The organism is Pseudomonas sp. DY-1 (genome assembly GCF_003626975.1).
Lineage (GTDB): Bacteria > Pseudomonadota > Gammaproteobacteria > Pseudomonadales > Pseudomonadaceae > Metapseudomonas.
Map to the genome: position 1 here is coordinate 1930259 of NZ_CP032616.1, position 18675 is coordinate 1948933.

The 18675-nt window shown below is 59.2% G+C and carries 19 protein-coding genes and 1 tRNA gene; 15 read left to right on the forward strand and 5 right to left on the reverse strand.

Annotation, left to right across the window (positions count from 1 at the left end):
- The first annotated feature begins 156 nt into the window (after positions 1 to 156).
- The gene (locus D6Z43_RS09320) at positions 157 to 855 is read left to right on the forward strand and encodes a pirin family protein (RefSeq protein ID WP_120651669.1); all 699 of its coding nucleotides are present in this window, start codon (positions 157 to 159) and stop codon (positions 853 to 855) included.
- 119 nt (positions 856 to 974) lie between these two features.
- Here D6Z43_RS09320 and D6Z43_RS09325 read toward each other — a convergent pair whose 3' ends face one another.
- The 3 genes from D6Z43_RS09325 to D6Z43_RS09335 are packed head-to-tail and all read right to left on the reverse strand — an operon-like array spanning position 975 to position 5725.
- Positions 975 to 2534 (reverse strand): FGGY-family carbohydrate kinase, encoded by a 1560-nt coding sequence (locus tag D6Z43_RS09325; protein ID WP_120651670.1) that lies wholly within the window; start codon positions 2532 to 2534, stop codon positions 975 to 977.
- 18 nt (positions 2535 to 2552) lie between these two features.
- Entirely contained in the window at positions 2553 to 4127 is a 1575-nt protein-coding gene (locus D6Z43_RS09330) for a glycerol-3-phosphate dehydrogenase/oxidase (protein ID WP_120651671.1), read from the reverse strand.
- Positions 4128 to 4129: 2 nt separating this feature from the next.
- Complete coding sequence (locus tag D6Z43_RS09335; protein WP_120651672.1) at positions 4130 to 5725, reverse strand: FAD-binding oxidoreductase; 1596 nt, start codon at positions 5723 to 5725, stop codon at positions 4130 to 4132.
- A 126-nt stretch (positions 5726 to 5851) separates the two neighbouring features.
- Here D6Z43_RS09335 and D6Z43_RS09340 point away from each other — a divergent pair, with 126 nt between their 5' ends.
- Complete coding sequence (locus D6Z43_RS09340; RefSeq protein WP_120651673.1) at positions 5852 to 6874, forward strand: AraC family transcriptional regulator; 1023 nt, start codon at positions 5852 to 5854, stop codon at positions 6872 to 6874.
- A gap of 48 nt (positions 6875 to 6922) precedes the next feature.
- On the opposite strand, the gene glp is transcribed toward D6Z43_RS09340, so the two are convergent.
- Entirely contained in the window at positions 6923 to 8137 is a 1215-nt protein-coding gene (gene glp / locus D6Z43_RS09345; RefSeq protein ID WP_120651674.1) for a gephyrin-like molybdotransferase Glp, read from the reverse strand.
- Positions 8134 to 8673 (reverse strand): molybdenum cofactor biosynthesis protein B, encoded by a 540-nt coding sequence (gene moaB / locus D6Z43_RS09350; protein ID WP_120651675.1) that lies wholly within the window; start codon positions 8671 to 8673, stop codon positions 8134 to 8136. The genes glp and moaB overlap by 4 nt, the downstream gene beginning before the upstream one ends.
- A 67-nt stretch (positions 8674 to 8740) precedes the next feature.
- Between moaB and mobA the strand changes: the two genes are divergently transcribed.
- From mobA to D6Z43_RS09410, 13 genes are all read left to right on the forward strand, one after another.
- Positions 8741 to 9328: a molybdenum cofactor guanylyltransferase MobA gene (gene mobA, locus D6Z43_RS09355; RefSeq protein WP_120651676.1), complete on the forward strand. Its 588-nt coding sequence runs from the start codon at positions 8741 to 8743 to the stop codon at positions 9326 to 9328.
- A 78-nt stretch (positions 9329 to 9406) separates the two neighbouring features.
- Entirely contained in the window at positions 9407 to 9628 is a 222-nt protein-coding gene (locus D6Z43_RS09360) for a YgdI/YgdR family lipoprotein (RefSeq protein WP_120651677.1), read from the forward strand.
- Positions 9629 to 9791: 163 nt separating this feature from the next.
- A tRNA-Pro gene (locus D6Z43_RS09365) sits at positions 9792 to 9868 on the forward strand.
- 166 nt (positions 9869 to 10034) lie between these two features.
- Positions 10035 to 11267 (forward strand): tyrosine-type recombinase/integrase, encoded by a 1233-nt coding sequence (locus tag D6Z43_RS09370; RefSeq protein WP_120651678.1) that lies wholly within the window; start codon positions 10035 to 10037, stop codon positions 11265 to 11267.
- 420 nt (positions 11268 to 11687) lie between these two features.
- The gene (locus D6Z43_RS09375; RefSeq protein WP_120651679.1) at positions 11688 to 12896 is read left to right on the forward strand and encodes an N-6 DNA methylase; all 1209 of its coding nucleotides are present in this window, start codon (positions 11688 to 11690) and stop codon (positions 12894 to 12896) included.
- Between the two features lie 183 nt (positions 12897 to 13079).
- The gene (locus D6Z43_RS27860; protein ID WP_162945822.1) at positions 13080 to 14621 is read left to right on the forward strand and encodes a zinc ribbon domain-containing protein; all 1542 of its coding nucleotides are present in this window, start codon (positions 13080 to 13082) and stop codon (positions 14619 to 14621) included.
- Between the two features lie 59 nt (positions 14622 to 14680).
- Positions 14681 to 15514 carry a hypothetical protein gene (locus D6Z43_RS09380; protein WP_162945823.1) on the forward strand — a complete coding sequence of 278 codons (834 nt, stop codon included), beginning with the start codon at positions 14681 to 14683 and terminating at the stop codon, positions 15512 to 15514.
- 389 nt (positions 15515 to 15903) lie between these two features.
- On the forward strand, positions 15904 to 16470 hold the full coding sequence (locus D6Z43_RS09385) for a hypothetical protein (RefSeq protein WP_120651681.1): 567 nt from the start codon (positions 15904 to 15906) through the stop codon (positions 16468 to 16470).
- Positions 16471 to 16843: 373 nt separating this feature from the next.
- Positions 16844 to 17152, forward strand: coding sequence for an ogr/Delta-like zinc finger family protein (locus D6Z43_RS09390; RefSeq protein WP_120651682.1), 309 nt, complete (start codon positions 16844 to 16846; stop codon positions 17150 to 17152).
- The gene (locus D6Z43_RS09395; protein WP_120651683.1) at positions 17145 to 17393 is read left to right on the forward strand and encodes an AlpA family transcriptional regulator; all 249 of its coding nucleotides are present in this window, start codon (positions 17145 to 17147) and stop codon (positions 17391 to 17393) included. Before D6Z43_RS09390 ends, D6Z43_RS09395 begins: the two co-directional genes overlap by 8 nt.
- A complete protein-coding gene (locus D6Z43_RS09400; RefSeq protein WP_120651684.1) occupies positions 17390 to 17680 on the forward strand; it encodes an AlpA family transcriptional regulator in 291 nt (96 codons plus the stop codon). The genes D6Z43_RS09395 and D6Z43_RS09400 overlap by 4 nt, the downstream gene beginning before the upstream one ends.
- Entirely contained in the window at positions 17677 to 17925 is a 249-nt protein-coding gene (locus D6Z43_RS09405; protein WP_120651685.1) for a hypothetical protein, read from the forward strand. The genes D6Z43_RS09400 and D6Z43_RS09405 overlap by 4 nt, the downstream gene beginning before the upstream one ends.
- Positions 17926 to 18430: 505 nt before the next feature.
- Entirely contained in the window at positions 18431 to 18610 is a 180-nt protein-coding gene (locus D6Z43_RS09410) for a hypothetical protein (RefSeq protein WP_120651686.1), read from the forward strand.
- Positions 18611 to 18675 lie beyond the last annotated feature (65 nt).

The window sequence follows — 18675 nt, forward strand, 5'->3', positions numbered from 1 at the left end:
GCAGTGACGTCACTGGCGATTGACCCAATGCCAATTAAATCGAATTAATAGATACGAAAGGCGAACAAATTGCGCTTTTACACAGTTATATGATGATTGATCATGCCACCCATTCCTCCCGGAGAACTCCCTCCGCGAGCAGACAGGAGACCGAACATGATCGAAGTACGCCCCTTCGCTGAACTGGGTGGAGCTCACCACGGCTGGCTAAACGCTCGTCATCACTTTTCCTTCGCCAGCTACTACGACAGCCAGCGGATGAACTGGGGCCAACTGCGGGTGTGGAACGACGACGAGATCGCACCTCAGAGCGGCTTCCCGCCGCACCCGCACCAGGACATGGAAATCATCACCTACGTCCGCGAGGGTGCCATCACCCACCAGGACAACCTGGGCAACAAGGGCCGTACCGAAGCCGGCGACGTGCAAGTGATGAGCGCAGGTACCGGTATCGCCCACAGCGAGTACAACCTCGAGGACGAAACCACCAAGATCTTTCAGATCTGGATCATGCCCACCGAGTACGGCGCCGCGCCGTCCTGGGGTGCCCGTCCCTTCCCCAAGGGCGAGCGCGCAGGTAGCTTCGTCACCCTGGCTAGCGGCATTGACGAAGGTAATGACGCCCTGCATATCCGCGCCAATGCCCGACTCGCCGCCGCGACCCTGAAAGCCGGCCAGACCGCCGAGTACCGCCTGGAGAAAGGCCGCAAGGCCTACCTGGTGGCAGCCAAGGGCCGATACGAAGTGAATGGCGTTGCCGCTGAAGCCCGTGATGGCGTGGCAGTACACGATGTGGAAGTGCTCAGCTTTACCGCCAGCGAGGACAGCGAAATCGTCCTGGTGGATGTGGCCTGACACTCCCCATCGCCATCAATGGGTACACAGCACTTTGTGTAGGTTAATTCATTGGCGAGGGAGCTAGCCGGGGGCCGCGATGCGGCCCTTTCACGAATGAATTCGCTACTGCGGCTGCCCTACGCCGGGTAGCCGGTGATGTCGCGAATCTTCCGGTACAGCGGCCGCAGCTGCTTGTACATCCCCCGGTAGACCTCCCGGTACAGCCGCTCGTAGGTGCGTTGTGCCTGCGGCTCCGGCTGGAACACCTGGCCCACACGCGTCATGGCACGGATGGCCGCCGGGAAATCCGGGTGCAAACCCAGGCCCACCGCGCAATCGATGGCCGCACCGAGCCCCGAGGTTTCGTATACGTGCGGCCGCTCGGCCGGCAGGCCGAAGATGTCGGCGGTCAGTTGCATAGCCGCATCACTCTGGGAACCTCCACCTGATACCCGCAGACGCGTGATGGCCGTGCCGGAGCGTTTCTCTATCTGTTCCTTGCCTTGGCGAAGTGCATAGGCCAGGCCTTCGAGGATGGCCCTATAGATGTGCGCGCGGGTATGGACATCGCCGAAGCCGATGATCGATCCCTTCGCTTCCAGACCCGGCTCGCGGATGCCCGGCGACCAATACGGCTGCAACATCAGCCCCATGGAGCCAGGCGGCACGCTGTTGACCAACTCGTCGAACAACGCCTCGGGCTCTACCCCCAGCTCCTTCGCCCGCTGCATTTCGCGCAGGCCGAACTCCTGCTTGAACCAGCTGACCATCCAGAATCCCCGATAGATCATCACTTCGGTGTTGAAGTGATCGGGAATCGCCGCCGGATATGGAGGGATCAGTGGAATGGTTTCCAGGTACTTGCGCCGCGTGGTGTTGATGGTCGCAGTCGTACCGTAGGACAGGCAGGCCACGCTCGGCTCCACCCCGCCAGCGCCAATTACTTCGCAGGCCTTGTCAGCCCCAGCGGCAATCAGCGGCAGACCTTCCGGAATACCGGTATGGCGGCTGGCCTCGGCAGTGATGCTACCCAGGCGCTCGCCGGGCTTGAAGAGTTCCGGCAACTGCTCGCGGCGCACGGGCATGGACTGCCATTTCCAGTCACGCGACGGCGCCCACTGCAAGCGCTTGTAGTCGAACGGCAGGTAGGCGACCTGACATGCCACGGAATCGACGAAGCGACCGCACAAACGGTGACTGAGAAAGCCAGACAGCAGCAGGACCTTGTGGGTCCTGGACCAGAGCTCCGGTTGGTTCTGCGCAACCCAATTGGCTTCCGCCTGGGCGCGGAAGTAGTCCACCGTACCTTCCAGCCCGATCGCCTTGAACAACCAGCCCCATGGTCCCTTGATTCTTCCCTTCACCTCGGCCTGGCGCTGGTCGAGCCAGAGAATGGCCGGACGCAACGGCCGGCCCTCGTCGTCGACGTTGATGACTGTCCCGCGCTGGGTGGTCAGGGAGACACCACGGATCAGGCTGCGGTCGATATCCACTGATTCCCACAACAGTCGGCAGGCTTCACCCAGGCTGTCCCAGTAGTAGTCCGGGTCCTGTTCGGCCCAGCCGGGCTGGCTGGAGTAATAGGCCTCCAGCGGTACCTTGCCCTTGCCCACCAGATTGCCTTGCAGGTCGAACAGCAGGGCGCGCACGCTCTGGGTGCCGTTGTCGATGGCCAGCAGATAGCTCTTTTCGCTCACGATGCGTCCTTGTTCTTGTTATTCGGGCAGGCTGTAGCAGTGACGCCAGAGCGCCAGGTAAGCCGCCTCTTCGTCTGCCCAGCGGAAATCGTCCCAGCCCAGCAGCGGCTGACACAGCGAGCGGATGCGCGGCAACTCCGCGCGGGCACCTTCAGGCAGCAACAGACCGAGGCGCGTGCGGCGCAGCAACAGGTCATCCAGGTGCAGGACCAATTCACCCTCCGCCGCCCAGGCCAGTTCGGCCCAGAGCGTATTCGTGGTTCCGACGCGCCCATTGCCGATCTTCGCGACCCAGCGAGCCAGCTCGGCGGCACTTCGTCCATGCCGGCCTGCCAGACGCAGACGCTGGGCTGGCGACAGGCTCGCAGCGTCCGGAGCTGCACAAGGCATGAAGACCGGGCCATCGCCCTCCTCCAGCGTCCGGCCGACGAAGCCCGCGCAGGCATGCAGCACCTCCAGCGCCAACAAACGGAAGGTGGTCAACTTGCCGCCGGCCAGGGTGACGCAGCCGGGCTCCATCCAGAGGACATGCTCGCGTTTCTCATCCGACGGTCTCAGCCGTGCCTCGCCATCGCTCACCACCGGCCGAACACCCGCCCAGGTGGACAGCACATCGTCACGGCCGATCCGCACAGCGGGGAACTGCAAGGCGCAGGCCTCCAGCAGGTAGTCGACTTCCGCCTCAGTGATGCGTGCGTCCCGGTCCAGCTCTTCCCGGTGATCGAGATCGGTGGTGCCAATCACAGTCGCCCCTTCCCAAGGGAAGACGAATACCGGCCGACCGTCCGTGGGGTGCATGAAGCTGATCGCATGGGCCAGCGGCAGACGCCACCCCGCAATCAGTAGGTGACTGCCGCGCAAGGGACGGATGTGCTCCGTGCCCTGCACAGTACGCAGACGATCAGCCCAGGCACCCGTGGCCTGGGCCACCGCACGGCTGCGGAAGGTGAATCGTTGACCACTTTCCAGGTCCTCGGCCTCCAGGCCGGTCACGCTGCCTTCTTCCCGTCGCAAGTTCACCACACGCATGCCGTTCAGGGCCTCGCCGCCTTCAGCACGGGCCTCTCCCAGCACCCGCATTACCAACCGGGCGTCGTCGGTTACCGCATCGAAGAAACGGGTGCCGCCCTGAAGGCCGCCTTCGTCCAGGCCGGGCACCAGATAGCGCAGCTGCTGCAGCGGGTAGTACAGGTGGTTGCGGCGCCCGGCCAGGGCGTCATAGACCGCCAGCAGACCGCCGAATACGCGCGGCCCCGGAAAGCTGCCGCGGTGCGGCATGACGAAACTCAACGGCTCCACCAGTCCCGGCGCTTCAGCCAGCAGACGCTGGCGTTCTCGCACCGAGGCGCGGGTAAGGCCGAACTGGCCCTTGGCGATGTAGCGCAAGCCGCCGTGGACCATCTTCGAGGAGCGACTCGACGTCCCCCAGGCGAAATCCCGCTGCTCCAGCAGCAGGCATTTCCAACCGCGCCTCGCCGCTTCCCGCAGGATTCCGGCGCCGCATATGCCGCCGCCGACCACGATCAGGTCCCATTCCCTGCTGGCCAGTTCCGGCAAGGCTGCGGCGCGCCAACCGGCGTTCCAGGCGGCCATGTTCAATCCTCGAACAGCACGCCGGGGGCGAGACGGCCCTCGGGGTCGAAGTGCTGCGCCAGGCTGCGCAGGGCGGACATGCCCAGAGGCCCTTTCTCCGCCGGCAGCCAGGGCGCGTGATCGCGGCCAACGCCGTGCTGATGGCTGATGGTGCCGCGATTCTGCGCGATCACCTCACTGGCGACGCGCTTGAGTTTGCTCCAGCGCGCCAGGGCGTCAGCGTAACTCGCACCAGGACGATAGACATAGGTGGTGTAGATGCTCGAACCCTCGCCATAAACGTGGGACAGGTGCGTGAACACATGGACCCGCTCGCCCTCATCCGTCAGGCCATTGCGCAGACTGGCCTCGATCTTGCCGAGCAGACTGTCGACGTTAACCCAGTCGGTGGCCGTTTCCAGGGTGTCCACCACATAGCCTGCACCCCACAGCGCGTGGCGCAGGTAGGGGAAACGGAAGCGGTTGTGCTCCCACTTCTTGCCCAGCAAGGTGCCGGTGAATACACCACCGAAGGCCTTCAACAGGCGCCTGGCCTGCTTCAGCGATGTGGCGTTCTGCAAGCGGTTGCCAGTCACGCCGAAAGTCAGCATGCATTTGCCGGCGCCCGCCCCGCGCAGCGCCAGGTACCTTTCCAGCAGTGCAATCTGCCCCGGATGGCCAGCCAGGGCCAACTGGGTTTCCGTCTCGATAGCATTCGACAGACGCAGCATGGACAGCGGCACCCGCGCCTGGGCAAGGCGGCGAATACCCTTGAGGGCCTGGCTCCAGCTGGGGAGGAAAACCGCGTAGAAGGACTCCTGATCTGCCAGCGGAGTGACCCGCACCCGCACTTCGGAAATCACCCCGAAGCGCCCTTCTGAGCCGAGCACCATCTCGCGCAGATCCGGGCCCGCAGCCGACGCCGGGAAGGTGGGCAGTTCCATGGGGCCGGCAAAGGTCTCCAGCGTGCCTCCGGCAAACAGCTGCTCGATGCGCCCGTAACGCAGGGATTGCTGGCCACTTGAACGGCTCGCCACCCAGCCGCCAAGGGTGGACAGCTCCCAGGACTGCGGGAAATGACCAAGGGTGTAGCCACGGGCACGAAGCTGGCTTTCCACTTGCGGTCCGTTGGCGCCGGGGCCGAAGGTGGCTATCTGGCTTTCCTCGTCCAGCTCCAGCATGCGGTTCATGCGCGCCAGGGAGAGCGTCAGCACCGGCCGCTCGCTGGCTTGAGGATTGATATGGCCCGCCACCGACGTGCCGCCGCCATAGGGAATCAGTATCAGGTCGCGTTCGGCCGCCAAGGCCAGCAGCTCGCGGATCTGCTCCGGGGTTTCTGGGAAGGCCACACCATCTGGGAACTGGCCGAAGTCTCCCTCGCGCATTGCCAGCCAGTCCGGCAGGCTTTGGCCACGGGCGTGGCGCACGCGAGTCTCGGCATCCAGGCTGATCAGCGGATGTGCCACAAGGCGCGAAGCCGGTACACGAGCCAGCACCTGCTGCAGACTTGCGTCAGCCAGAGGCTGGCCCGCGCTGATGCGCTCGGCCAGGAAGGCCGCTCCATTGGCCGGCAGCTCCACCACCGTCGCCTCATCGCCCCAGCCGTTCCAGCGTCGCATGCCGTTCTCCTTGTTCGGGTTATTTCGTAGGTCTTCGATGGCTGCCTATACTAGCCAGCCGCCCAAAGGCGTCACTGTCGGATCGGGACAGTGGCCATCGCCAATCAGGACATAACAAGAAAACGCATGCACGCCCTCGGCTATACCTCCGTTCCCGCCCTTCTCAAGTACCTGCGCCACGCGGAACAGCTTGGCCTGGAACAGGCCTCCGTCCTCGCTGCCGCCGGGCTCAGCCCGGAGGACCTCGCGGACAACGGCCGACGCCTGCCCAGTGAAGCCCACGAACGTCTGCTGGACCATCTGATCCGGGAATCCGGTGACCCACTCTTCGGCCTGCACTCAGCGCGCTACGTGCAACCCGGTTCCTGGAGCGTGCTGGGCTACATCACCATGAACTGCGCCACCCTGGGCGAGGCCATGAGCCGCATCGCGCCTTACGAGAAGCTGGTGGGCGACATGGGCGTGAGCCGCATCGAGGCCGAGGACGACCTGGTGCGGATGATCTGGAACTGCCGCCACCAGGACCCGGCCATTCGCCGCCACATGGTGGAAAACGTGCTCGCCTCCTGGCTGCTCTACGCCCGCTGGATCGCCGACATGCAGCGCTCGCCGAGGGAAGTGTGGTTCGAACACGCCCAACCCGAGGCGACCCGCATCGAAGACTATGAAGAGGTATTCGGCTGCCCGGTGCGTTTCGAACAGCCCTGCAATGCCCTGCTGGTACCCCTTGAATACCTCGCCGTGCCACTACGTCAGGCCGATGCCAACCTGCTGCGTACCCTGGAAGAACATGCACTGGCACTGATGGCGGGGCTGGATGACGACGAGCCGCTTCCGCAGCGAGTCAAGAATGCGCTGCGCCTACTGCTCAAGGATGGCCTGCCGCGTAAGGAACGGGTGGCGGAAAAATTCCACATGACGGTCCGCACCCTGCAGCGCCACTTGCAGCAAGCAGGCACCAGCTACCAGCAGATACTCGATGAACTACGCCGCGAACTGGCCGAACATTACCTGCTGCGCAGCGACCTGCCGATCCAGGACATCGCCTGCTACCTGGGTTTCACCGAATCCCGCTCCTTCCATCGCAGCTTCAAAACCTGGACCGGGCAGACGCCAGGGGAGTATCGGGAGGCGAAGAGGCAGGCGTGAACAGCCTATAGGGGATCAATCCTGTAGGGACTTGACCAACCAGAGCAGTCAGGCCTGCAACTCACTCAACGGAATAAAGCGCAAGGTATCGCCCTCGGCCAAAGTGGTGCCTTCCAGCACTTCCACCAGCCCCTCTGCCCAAGCGGCACTGCGCAACACACCCGAACTCTGGTTCGGGTAGATCACCGCGCGGCCGTTCTCCAGCCGTGCTCGCAGGTACTCGCGACGATTACCCGGCTTCTTCCAGGTAAAGCCGGCAGGCACCACGAACCCGAGCGGCTCCACCTCTTCGACGCCTAGACGACGCAGCAAGTAGGGCCGCGCCAAAAGGCCGAAAGTCACCAGCGTCGATGCCGGGTTACCCGGCAAGCCGATTACCGGTACGCCGCGGAAGTGCCCGAAAGTCAGGGGCTTCCCTGGTTTGATCGCCAGTTTCCACAGTGCTAGTTCGCCCGCTTCGCGCAGCGCCTCACCCAGGAAATCCGCCTCGCCCACGGAAACGCCGCCGGTGGAGAGAATCAGGTCCACCTGCCCCAACTCGGCCAGCGCCTTGCGGGTCAGCTCCAGATCGTCTGCGAGGATGCCGGCGTCCACGACCGAACACCCCAAACGCTTGAGCCAGGCGATCAGCAGACTGCGGTTGCTGTTGTAGATCTGCCCCGGTCCCAGCGGCTGGCCGGGCGGTACCAGTTCGTCGCCGGTGGAGATCACCGCCACGAGGGGACGACGGCGCACCAGCAACTCTGCAGCACCCAGGGAAGCGCACAGCCCCATTTCGATAGGGCCAAGTCGCGTACCGGCGGGCAATACGCTATCGCCAGTGCGGGTTTCCTGGCCGCGTGGACGGACGTTCTGCCCTGCTCTAAGCGGCTCGAGAAAACGCACCCTGCCATCGGGCAGGACTTCGGCGTTCTCCTGCATTTCCACCAGGTCCGCGCCTTCGGGCAGCGGCGCACCGGTGAAGATGCGCGCGCAAGTGCCAGGTTTCAGCGGCTCCGGTGCACTGCCGGCAAGAATGCGCTGGCTCACTATGAGAGGCTCGCCCTGCCAGTCGGCCAAACGCAGGGCAAAACCGTCCATTGCGCTGTTGTCCCACGGTGGAAGGTCGAGACCGGCCACCAGCGGTTCGGCCAGTACGCGGCCGTCGGCCTCAGCCAGGGCCACGGTTTCACACGCATCGATCGGCGCAGCCACCGCCAACGCCAGCAAGCGCGCCAGGGCGTCCTCGACCGGCATCAGGCCGGGATGGTCGCATCCACTCATCCGCGGCTCTCGCAAGCATTGGCCTGAGTCAGGTGCGGTACGAAGTTGCACGGACGATGGCGGTTATCCAGTTGCTCGGCGAGGATGCCGTCCCAGGCCGTTCGGCAGGCATTGGTCGAGCCCGGCAGGCAGCATACGAGCGTGCCGTTGGCCAGTCCGGCCAGCGCGCGGGACTGCATGGTCGAGGTGCCGATATCTGCCACGGAAATCTGCCGGAAGTATTCGCCGAAGCCGTCCACCTGCTTGTCCAGCAAGCAGGCCACCGCTTCGGGAGTGCTGTCACGGCTGGTGAAACCGGTACCGCCGGTGATGAGCACCACCTGCACTTGATCGTCGGCGATCCAGGTGGCGACCTGGGCGCGGATCTTGTACAGGTCATCCTTCAGCAGCACGCGCGCGGCCAGGTTGTGCCCGGCGGCGGTCAGGCGGTCGACGAAGAGCTGGCCGGAGGTATCGGTCTCCAGGCTGCGGGTATCACTGACGGTTAGAACGGCGATATTGAGCGGCACGAACACCGCCTCGGCCTTGTGACTCATGGCAGGCTTCCAGTTGTAGGTGTGAATGCCCGGTGTTATATCACAGCGCCGCACCGGAGACCTTTCGATGACCGACCAACCCTTGCCGCACTGCTCCGTCCTGCTGCTTTCCGGCGGTCGCGGCCAGCGTCTGGGCGGCCGCGACAAGGGCCTGGTCGAGTGGTGCGGTCGCCCCCTGATCGCCTGGCTGCACGAGCGGGTCCGCCCCCTTACCGACGACCTGATCATTTCCTGCAATCGCAACGCCGAGCAATACGCAGCCTGGGCCGACCAACTGGTACAAGACGACAGCCCGGACTATCCGGGACCGCTGGCCGGCATCCGTGCGGGTCTGGCGGTGGCCCATCACGATCAGGTGCTGATACTCCCCTGCGACGCCCCTCAGGTGGACGACACGCTGATTGCCAGCCTTCTCGCCGCCGCCTGCGAGCGTCCGGTGATGGTCCGCCAGGGTGAACTCTGGGAGCCGCTGTTCTGCGTGCTACCCCGTAGGGTACTGCCGATACTGGAAGCCGGCTGGCAGGCCGGAGAGCGCAGCCCACAGCGCATTCTCAGGCAACTGGACCCGGTCGCAGTGGTCTGCCCGGAAGGCGATCCACGGCTAGCCAACCTGAATACACCCGATCTGCTAGGCCCCTCGTGCCCCGGAAACTGAGTCAGATTTCTGGAACTTTGCCAGGAAGTTCTTCGTCAGAAGCTCCGTACAACCAGCGTAATCATCAAGGAGATGACGATGAACCAGCGGATAGTCCCCGCTTTCCTGCTCGCAATGGGTCTTTTCACTCTGGCCGGCTGTTCTTCGCCGACAGTGATCACCCTGAATGACGGGCGTGAAATCCAGGCCGTGGACAAACCCGAATTTGACGACGACTCGGGTTTCTACGAGTTCGAACAATTGGACGGCAAGCGTGCCAAGGTGAACAAGGATCAGGTCCGCACCATCAAGGAACTCTGATTCCCACGGCCCGCTCGCGCACTGCCAGCGAAGCGGGCCTTCACCCTCCCGCAGCAACCCCGCGTCATTCTTAGCCTCCCGCGCCGCGATGCAGAGAAAATAAAAAATTTCTCGCTAACCCCTTGTAGGCCAAAAGTTTTTCTGTAGAATGCGCGCCACACAACGGAGCGTAGCGCAGCTTGGTAGCGCGTCTCGTTCGGGACGAGAAGGTCGCTGGTTCGAATCCAGTCGCTCCGACCAATACGATGTTTCTGGTTGTCCCAAGTAGTACCAGAAACACCCTGAAAAGCCCGCCCAGTGCGGGCTTTCTTGTTTCTAGCTGTACCATGTGGTCTCAGGTCAATTCACCCCGCCGTGTATGCCAGACGTGTATGCCCGGGAAAATTCGAACCGGAGGCATACAAGGATGAAAAGGCAGCAAATCAAGCGCCGCCCACTGGCCGATACCACCCTCTCAACCCTCGAACCAGAAGCCACCGTCTACCGCGAACACGACGGCAACGGTCTCTACTTCCGCGTGAAGCCCAACGGGCAAAAATCCTGGGAACTCCGCTACAAGAAGCCGGACGGCAAATGGTCCTGGCTTGGCCTCGGCGCCTACCCCGAGGTGAGCGGCGCTCTCGCCCGCAAGAAGGCCGCCGAGCTGCGAGCCGAAGCCGCCAACGGTAACAACCCCCTCGTCACCAAACACGCCCGCAAGGCAGCCGCCATTGCTGCCGCCACCAACACCTTCGAGAAGCTCGCCCGCGAGTGGTATGAGGCTCGCCGCCCGGGCTGGGAAGAAGGCACCGCCCGGCGCATCATCGGCGCCCTCCAGCTCCACGTGTTCCCGGTATTCGGCGCACGCCCCTTCACGGAGATCTCTCCGATGGAATGGATGGAGTTTTTGCGGGACATGGAGCGCAAGGGAATCGTCGACCAGACAGGCAACGTGCGGCGCTTCTGCAAGGAGATCTACGACCTTGCCCGCGTCACCGGCCGAGCGCTCTACAACCCCCTGGAAGGGCTGCACAAATTCCTCCAGACCAGGGCTGCCGAGAACTACGCCCACGTCTCGCACGAAGAGCTTCCTGCCCTCCTGCGCGCCATCAGCGCCTACCCACACGCCAACGACATTCGTCTCGGCCTACGCCTGCTGATGCTCACGGCAGTTCGCCCCAGCGAACTGCGTGAGGCGCCCTGGTCGGAGTTCGACCTCAAGAAAGCGCTCTGGAACATTCCCGCCGCGCGTATGAAGAAGCGCCGCGATCATGTCGTGCCGCTTTCGAAGCAAGCCCTAGAGATTCTTCGCAAGCTCCAGGAATTGAATGGGCGCTATCCCCTGCTCTTCCCAGGCCGTAACGACCGCACCAAGCCACGCAGCAACATGGCCTTCAACATGGCCCTGCGGCGTATGGGCTACGAAGGCCGCCAGACTGGCCATGGCTTCCGGCATATCGCCTCCACCCTACTGCGCGAGAACGGGTTTCCCCGCGAGCACGTCGAGGCACAGCTGGCGCACGTGGAAGAAGGCGTATCAGGGGTCTACAACAAGGCGATTTACCTGGAACAACGGCGGGAGATGATGCAGTGGTACGCCGAGCACCTGGACATGCTCGAGCACGGTAATGTTGTTCAGGTGGATTTCAAAAGGCAGTGATGCAAGTAGCGGTACCAAGTGAGCAAATGTCTCACCCATCTCCGCGTCGGCTTTGCACTGACCGGCGCGGTTCCAGTACCAAATTGTATTGAGCGTAACTGGTCGATGCCGCCCTCAATGACCAGCCGGATTCGCCCCATTGAGACCATTGATAGCCAGAAACAGCCGTTCGAGCGTACCGAATGAACCTAGGGCAAGGTCACGACGACCCAGCTCGATCTTGATCCACTGACAGTTAGCTTGGTGGCTTACCGGATGGGCAAGGATTGACATTCTTCACAGGACACCTTCGGTTTTGGGCTACCGAAAACTACTCCCCTCCATCAGTCGCAGGAGGAATCAAAAGCCATCCAGAGTACTTTCTCAGCCACCGTCAAACCCTGTAAAGTCGCGCCCTGAGCGCCCAACAAAGCAGTAAAAATGGAATCTAGAACCTCAGACCATCTCGGACGGTACTACACGCGAGAGACGGTCGCCTCACTTCTGATCAGCTCGATGAAGCTGGCTACGCCTGGGACTGTCATTGACTTAGGTGCCGGTGATGGCGCGCTAGTAACTGAAGCTGCGAACCAGTGGGCTGCAGAGCGCTACCTCACTGTAGATATCGACGAACAAGCAAATAGCGGTCATCTTCCGAAGCTTCGCGGACCTTCTTTTGTTCATTTCACAGGTGATGCACTCGACCTGAAGTTGGGCGATCGAATAGGACTTGGTTGGTCACGAGCCTGTGCGGCCGTGTGTAATCCACCATATATTCGCCCTATCTGGCAGGAACATTTCGGCAATATTCTTGAAGAGGTCGGCCTTAGTCATGTCCTCCCAGAAGCAAAAAGTGCCCCTGCCGGACTGTTATTTGTAGCACAGAACCTGCGCCTCCTTAAAAACGGGGGCAAGCTAGGACTAATTCTTCCAGACGGGTTGATTACTGGCGAAAGATTTGAGCCTTTTCGGCGCGCGCTTATTGAAAACCACTCAATAGAGCAAGTTATTGAGTTGCCACGAAACATTTTCCGAAAGACAGAAGCTCAGGCTCACATTGTCATACTTTCAAAAAACGAGACGCAAAGACCAACCATAACTAGTAGAAAACTAGAATTGACTGGTGCTCTTTCTGAAGCCTTAAGCATCCCATCCGATGAGGCCATTTCCAGGATCGACTTTAGTCATCACGCAAAATGCAAAAGAAATTATTCAAGTAAGAAATCAAAGCGGAAATTGGGTGATTTAATTTCTTCAATCACCCGAGGCAGTCATAACTCCAGCTCAAGGAAATCTGCAGTCCTGCCGATCCTTCATACAACAGACCTGGCAGATTATGAGACTGATATTCCTCCTGGTTTTTTGGTGTCGCAGCCTGAAGCGGAAGCACTAGGTGGCAGTTATGCTCGCAAGGGCGATATATTAGTCGCGCGCGTAGGGCGAAACCTAAGCAGAAAGATAGTTCTCGTAAAAAAAGGCCCAATCCTTATTACGGACTGCTTTTTTTCCCTAACTCCTAAGGCAGCTCCTGAAGAGGTCTTTCGGTTATTGACAAGCGAGTCAGGGCGCTCTCAGCTTGATAGAATTTCTCAGGGAGTAGGCGCCCGATTCATTACTGCCGCCCGACTTCTAGAATTGGAAATGGATTGAAGATTACGGATGACTACGAATAATCTCGAAAGTGTTTTGCAGCAACGGGCAGACTACATTCCCATCGAGGATTTGCTCAAGGAGACTTCCCAAACAGGCGATCTTTTCCAGTCCGTGCATAGGGAGCTCATCAATCGCGCGCTTCGTACGATTGTTGGCCCAAGAGGATGTGGAAAAACGCACATGATGCGTTACGCCTGGCTTAGCTGCCGAGACAGTAGTCATAACCCTTTTGCCATCTATGTCACATTCAATAGATACTTTAGGCTGGAACCGTTACTTTCTACAAACTCCAATGCTCTACATCAGTTTCACTCTTGGGTTCTGGCCAGAATTGTTCTGGCCCTGTTTGACAGCTTAGCTGAGTGGAAGGATTCAAAGAATGCCTTCTCCACATTAGTAAGCGAAGTCCCACTCGATGCAATAAAAGTTTACGTCAATCGAGTGGAGCGAAATTTACCTCTGGACCCGAAGAGCTCTGAAGTTGCCGCAAGCTTGACCATAGAGACAGTGCAAAACTTGATCTCTAGTGCCCGACGCCTTCTTGGAAGGAAATATACGATCCTGCTGATGGATGATGCGGCCCTTACCTTGGCGCCAGATTTTTTAATTGAGTTCCTTGACATTGTAAGATCGCTTAAATCTATTGACATCGCACCCAAAGCGTCCGTATATCCAGGAACAACTGAAGTCAGCTATAAATTCCATGAAGGTCAAGATTCAATATCTATACCGGTTTGGCTCTGTGTTGAGGACCCAAACTATAATGAGATAATGGATGACATTGCTCAGGCTCGGGTCTCTGACTTCCAGAATATCAATGCCTCTCACAGAGAAATGCTTCGCTTTGCAGCGTTCGGCATTCCCCGCGCCTATCTGACAATGCTAGAAGAATATCGACGCGGAGGATTTCGCTCCAGTCAACAAGCGATCAATCAGATTATCCAGGACCACCTTGACGCGCGAAACGCTGAATTCAGGTCACTGGGCAAAAAAGTACCGAAAATCGAATCTCTCGTGATCGCTGGCGAGCAAGTCTTAAACGGGATTGTAGCGGAACTTAAATCATTCAACGGAACCATAGCAGCCAAAAAACTTAAACAGCTTACATACGGCGTCTCTGAGTTAGAAATGACCGCAATTGTAGAGCGAATGTTCAACCTCTTGGTTGAAGCAGGGCTGATTTTTGAAAATGGCACGGTAAAACATGGTACACCAACTAGGATTTACCATCGCTTTATTCCCCACACAGCACATCTATTAACGGTGCGAGCACTAGGTGGTAGTGGTGCGGGAGGGACTATCAACCAAACGGTTGAAGCCATCGCGTTTAAATCCGCAAAACACCCTGTACGAAAAAGTTTAAAGAAAGTCGCGCACACCGTTGACCTCGACGGGCTAACACTATCCCTTCCGAAGTGCAGTTCTTGCGATACTCGTCGCCTAACCGACAATCAACGCTTCTGCCATGTTTGCGGGCAGCAACTAGTTGATGCCTCGACATTCTCACTATGCCTTGAAACCTTTATCTCAGATGTTCCAGGGCTGACCGCCTGGCAGAAAGATCAAATCTCCCAACACTTACCGTTACTAAAAACTCTTCGTGACTTTCTAGCAAAGCAAGACCCAGCAGCAGATTTGCTCACGGTAAGAGGCTTCGGTCGACGCAGAACAGCAAAAATTGTAGACGTTCTTAATGGCTTTGCGGACGACTTTCTCTCCTAATTATGAATATTAAAGTTACGGAAAACGATTTCGCAAACATGGTGGCTGTAAGACCATTAATGAGCCCCATTCAAACGGGCACACTTTTTGATGCAGCACATGACGACTCTGACGTATCGCCGATAGATCAGTTCATAGAAAACACCTTAAGACTGAATCGGATGTGGGCGGCCCGACAAGCAGACGAGGTGATTGAGACAGAACTGGGGATCCTTTTAATACTTGGGTATGTTTCGGCCGTAGAGAGCTTCATGCGTGCACTTCTGCGTAGAGTCGTATTTATAGACCCTTATTGCCAAAAGGCTTGCGAGAAAGCCGTTTTATCCTACGGCGCAGCGAAACACCAAAATCAAGAAATGCTTCCTGAAGCGCTGCTTGAAGAGTCAGTGTTCTCTGGAAAGAAGGGCATCATAGACGGCCTTAAGAAATTCTTGACCTTTGAATTAAAAGATAAATCCCTAATTGACCTGCTAAATAACTACAACTCCGTCTGCGAAATTCGTCATTGCTGCGTGCACAGATTCGGCAAGTTGGGAACAAAAAACGCGATCGAACTCGGCCTTTCAAACCATAAGCAGTTTATTGAAAAACCTCTTAAGCTAAAGGTAAGTGACGCTGCCAGCATCGCAGACCTGCTAACTATTCTAGTTAAATCTCTAAACAACGAGATATTCAGGTTCATCCTGGAGCGTACTGCCACCGGAGCCGATCTAAATGCAGGTGGAGGCAAAGGCATAGGCTGGACGTGGAACAAGGCAAAAGATAGAAGACTGTATAACTCCTACTATAAGATTTTTGCTTCTAGCCTCGATGCCAAACCGACTATAGAGGCTGGCGAACTATACGATAGGTTTCGTAGTATCTTCTCAAAGATTAAAGCAAAGAAAGCTTAGGTAGCCCTCCGCATTTTCGCTGAGATGCGAAGGATGGGAGGGAGGGTGAGAAGCAGCAGGTACCAACAGGCCAGCAGGGGAGATTAGATTAGGTAAAGTAGATCTTTCTCCTTTCCACTCCCTGCTTAAATTGCTATTGCCAATCATCTACCTCCGCCTAGATCGGCGTCGAGACGGGCATCGATCGCCTCGACCACCAACTTCAAACTTACTCTTAATATCCCCTGCAAAACCATACATACAATCAGATTTTAAAATTATTTGAGAATAAAAATATGTGGTACGAATCCCTCCCAACGAACAAGAGCTGGACGTCATTGATCGGTGACTACGTTACTTGCAGGTGTGGGGGCATCCGTATCATCTCGGAGTGCTGTCCCGCATGCGGAATGGAGCCCTTTGACCTCAGCCCACAAATTCACGAGGACGCCAAGGGGCGGCGTATTGAAGTGTTTCCAGCTTTCTGTGGTGCCGACGGCCGCTACGAGGACTACCAGCTCTTGGCCTTGATGGAGCGTGAATGGCAACGCCCGCAATCTGTAGACAGCAACTGGCTCACGAGTGGAATGTCCGAGCGAGCAACAGTCGTAATACTCTTTTGGACCTACTTCGAGAGTCGCATGCACCGGCTGGTCAGCTTGGGACTAACACAGCTGCCAGCGAATGTGCGTAAAGATCTGGAGGGCCGATATGACAGCGTTAGTTCTCACATGAGGCAGCTCTACCAGATTCTGTTCGGCGTGAAGTACCTTGACGACCTAAAAGCTGTTGGTGCGGAAGCGATCGGCGGCCACCTCGCTAGAGTGCAAGACGCTCGAAATCAATTTGTGCACGGCGATCCAGGAGCGCTCACTGATGCTCTTGTGGAATCAGTGGTACGCCACATGAAAGCCGAGCACGACGCATGGATTGCTGTCTACAACCGCCGCATCTCGATCTCGGCTGCACATCCATAACTGCTCTCCCTGTTGCAGCCCTAAAGATGGGGTTAGGGCCTGTCGAGCGACCTCATTGTGGCAGAAGCACGAAAGGAAGCGATCTCCCGGTTGTTGTCGCTCGCAACTGCCACCTCTAGCTCCTGTTTATCGGCGAAACCGATCGATAGCGAATTTAGCAAGCCTTCCCATCCACACGATTTAGTAAGCCCACGCACAAGTTACTGGTCAAATGAAAACCATTTGATGGCTAGGTCGTTGCAATCCAGTACTCGTCCCTAACCTACCCCGCTCTACAACCACTTGTAGCTAATCACCCTACAAGTCCCCCTCATACCCTTCTTCCCCAGTCCTGAGCATGCTTGGGGCGTCCAGACATGGAGGCCCATTCGACATGAACGAAACACCCCGTCCACCCGAGACGACCAGGAGCAACATCCGACGTTGCTGCCCGGACTGCGGGGCGCCGTTGCTCAAGCGCAGCTCCGATTGCAAGCACGTGCTGCTGTCGACCACCTACCTGGTGTGCCGCAACGTGGTGTGCGGTGCGACTTTTGCGGGGGTGGACGAGATCACGCATCGACTCAGCCCGCCGAGCTTTCCCAATCCCGAGATCCAGCTTCCCTATGCGCCCAGCGTCGTTCGCAAGGGCGTGCTCAAGGCGCTTGGCCTGCCAGCTCAGCAGGAGCGCGGCCATGACTGACCTCAGCTTCAGCCGGCCAAAAGGTGCCGTCGAAGTGCGTCTGGTGCGCATGCAGGAGCTGCTTGATTTGACCGGCCTCTCGCGCAGTTCGGCGCATCGCCTGATGAAGAGCGATGCCACCTTTCCGAAGCCCGTAAAGATCAGCGACAGCAAAGCTCGCAACGCGCCGGTGGCCTTCGTCCTGGGCGAGGTGCAAGCGTGGATTCAGAGCCGCATCGAGGCGCGGGGAGAAGGCCGATGAGCCGGGGCAGAACAACAACCTTTCAGCCGCACCAGGGCCTGCAATTGGGCAACCGTCTGCTGCGCCGGCGTGAGGTGGAATTGAAGACGGGCAAGAGCCGCGCAGCGATCTATGCAGAGATCCGTGCCGGCACCTTCCCGGAGCCGGTGCCCATTGGGCGTAACAGCGTGGCCTGGCTGGAGGCGGAGGTCGATCAGTGGATCTCCGACCGCCTGGCAGAACGCAACCGAGCAAGCGCGATGCGGGGGGCTCGCACTTCTCGAATCACTCAGGAGATCCAGCCATGAACCACTACACCCTCAACATCAACGGCCAGTCGATCCGCTTCACCCTGGAAGACTTCGCCGCCCTGGAGGCCGTCATACTCGAGGCCGCTCGCAAGCCTGGGAAAGAAGCTTTCCGCGACTCCAGCTCAGGGCGTATCTCGGCCACCCTGGAGCTGGGCGCCACGCCCGGTCGCTTGAAGTCACCTACCCCACCGCCCGGCCGCCAGTTCCTGAGCCAGCAAGGCCAGATCCTCACCGACTGCTAACCCGCCCACTTCATGCCTAACCGCTGCCCGGCCTCGCGCCGGGCGGCCAGGGGATTCTCATGCCTCAGAAAAGACAAAGCCCCGGCAAGCGCGCCAACGCTGCCAGGGCCAATTACCGCAGAACTCACGGGTCGCAACCTATCACGACGACCAGGTCTTTCGCCCCTGTTGGCGCGCGTCACCCGCTGGCATCGGAATGTTCTGACAACAGCCAGCAGACCCCTAAAGCCTTGCCAAGCTCGGGCCAGCAGACCTATAGTCCGCCCGTCACGGTCAATCCTGTGACCGACCTTGGCCGGTCGAACAACTCTAGGCGCACAGGCGCCCCAACCACCATTGCAGGCGCTTTTTTTGTGCCCGCAGTGTCGTGTTATGGCAGCTGTGCGCGGGACACCTTCGGGTGTGCCGGGTGCCTAGAGTCCCGGTCGGCCAACCCGCGTACAGCTGTCACCCTCATTCGTTTGGCCGCGAACGGTGGCAGCTCCCCAACTCTAGGAGCTTCACCATGCACACCCTCAATCCGTCCCCACGATTCATCCGCGCACTTGCACACCGGGCCATGGCCTTCGCTGCACTCCGCGCAAACTCCAGCCTTTCCACCCGACTCGCACGCTACAACCACCACATGCATCTCGCCCGCCTCGCTGCCGCCGAGCAGGTTGCCGAGGAGGTGCGTCATGACTAGCCCTCACTCAGCCCGCCGTCTCGACTCCCGCCCCCTTGTCTCAAACCACTCGCTGGCCAGGGAGG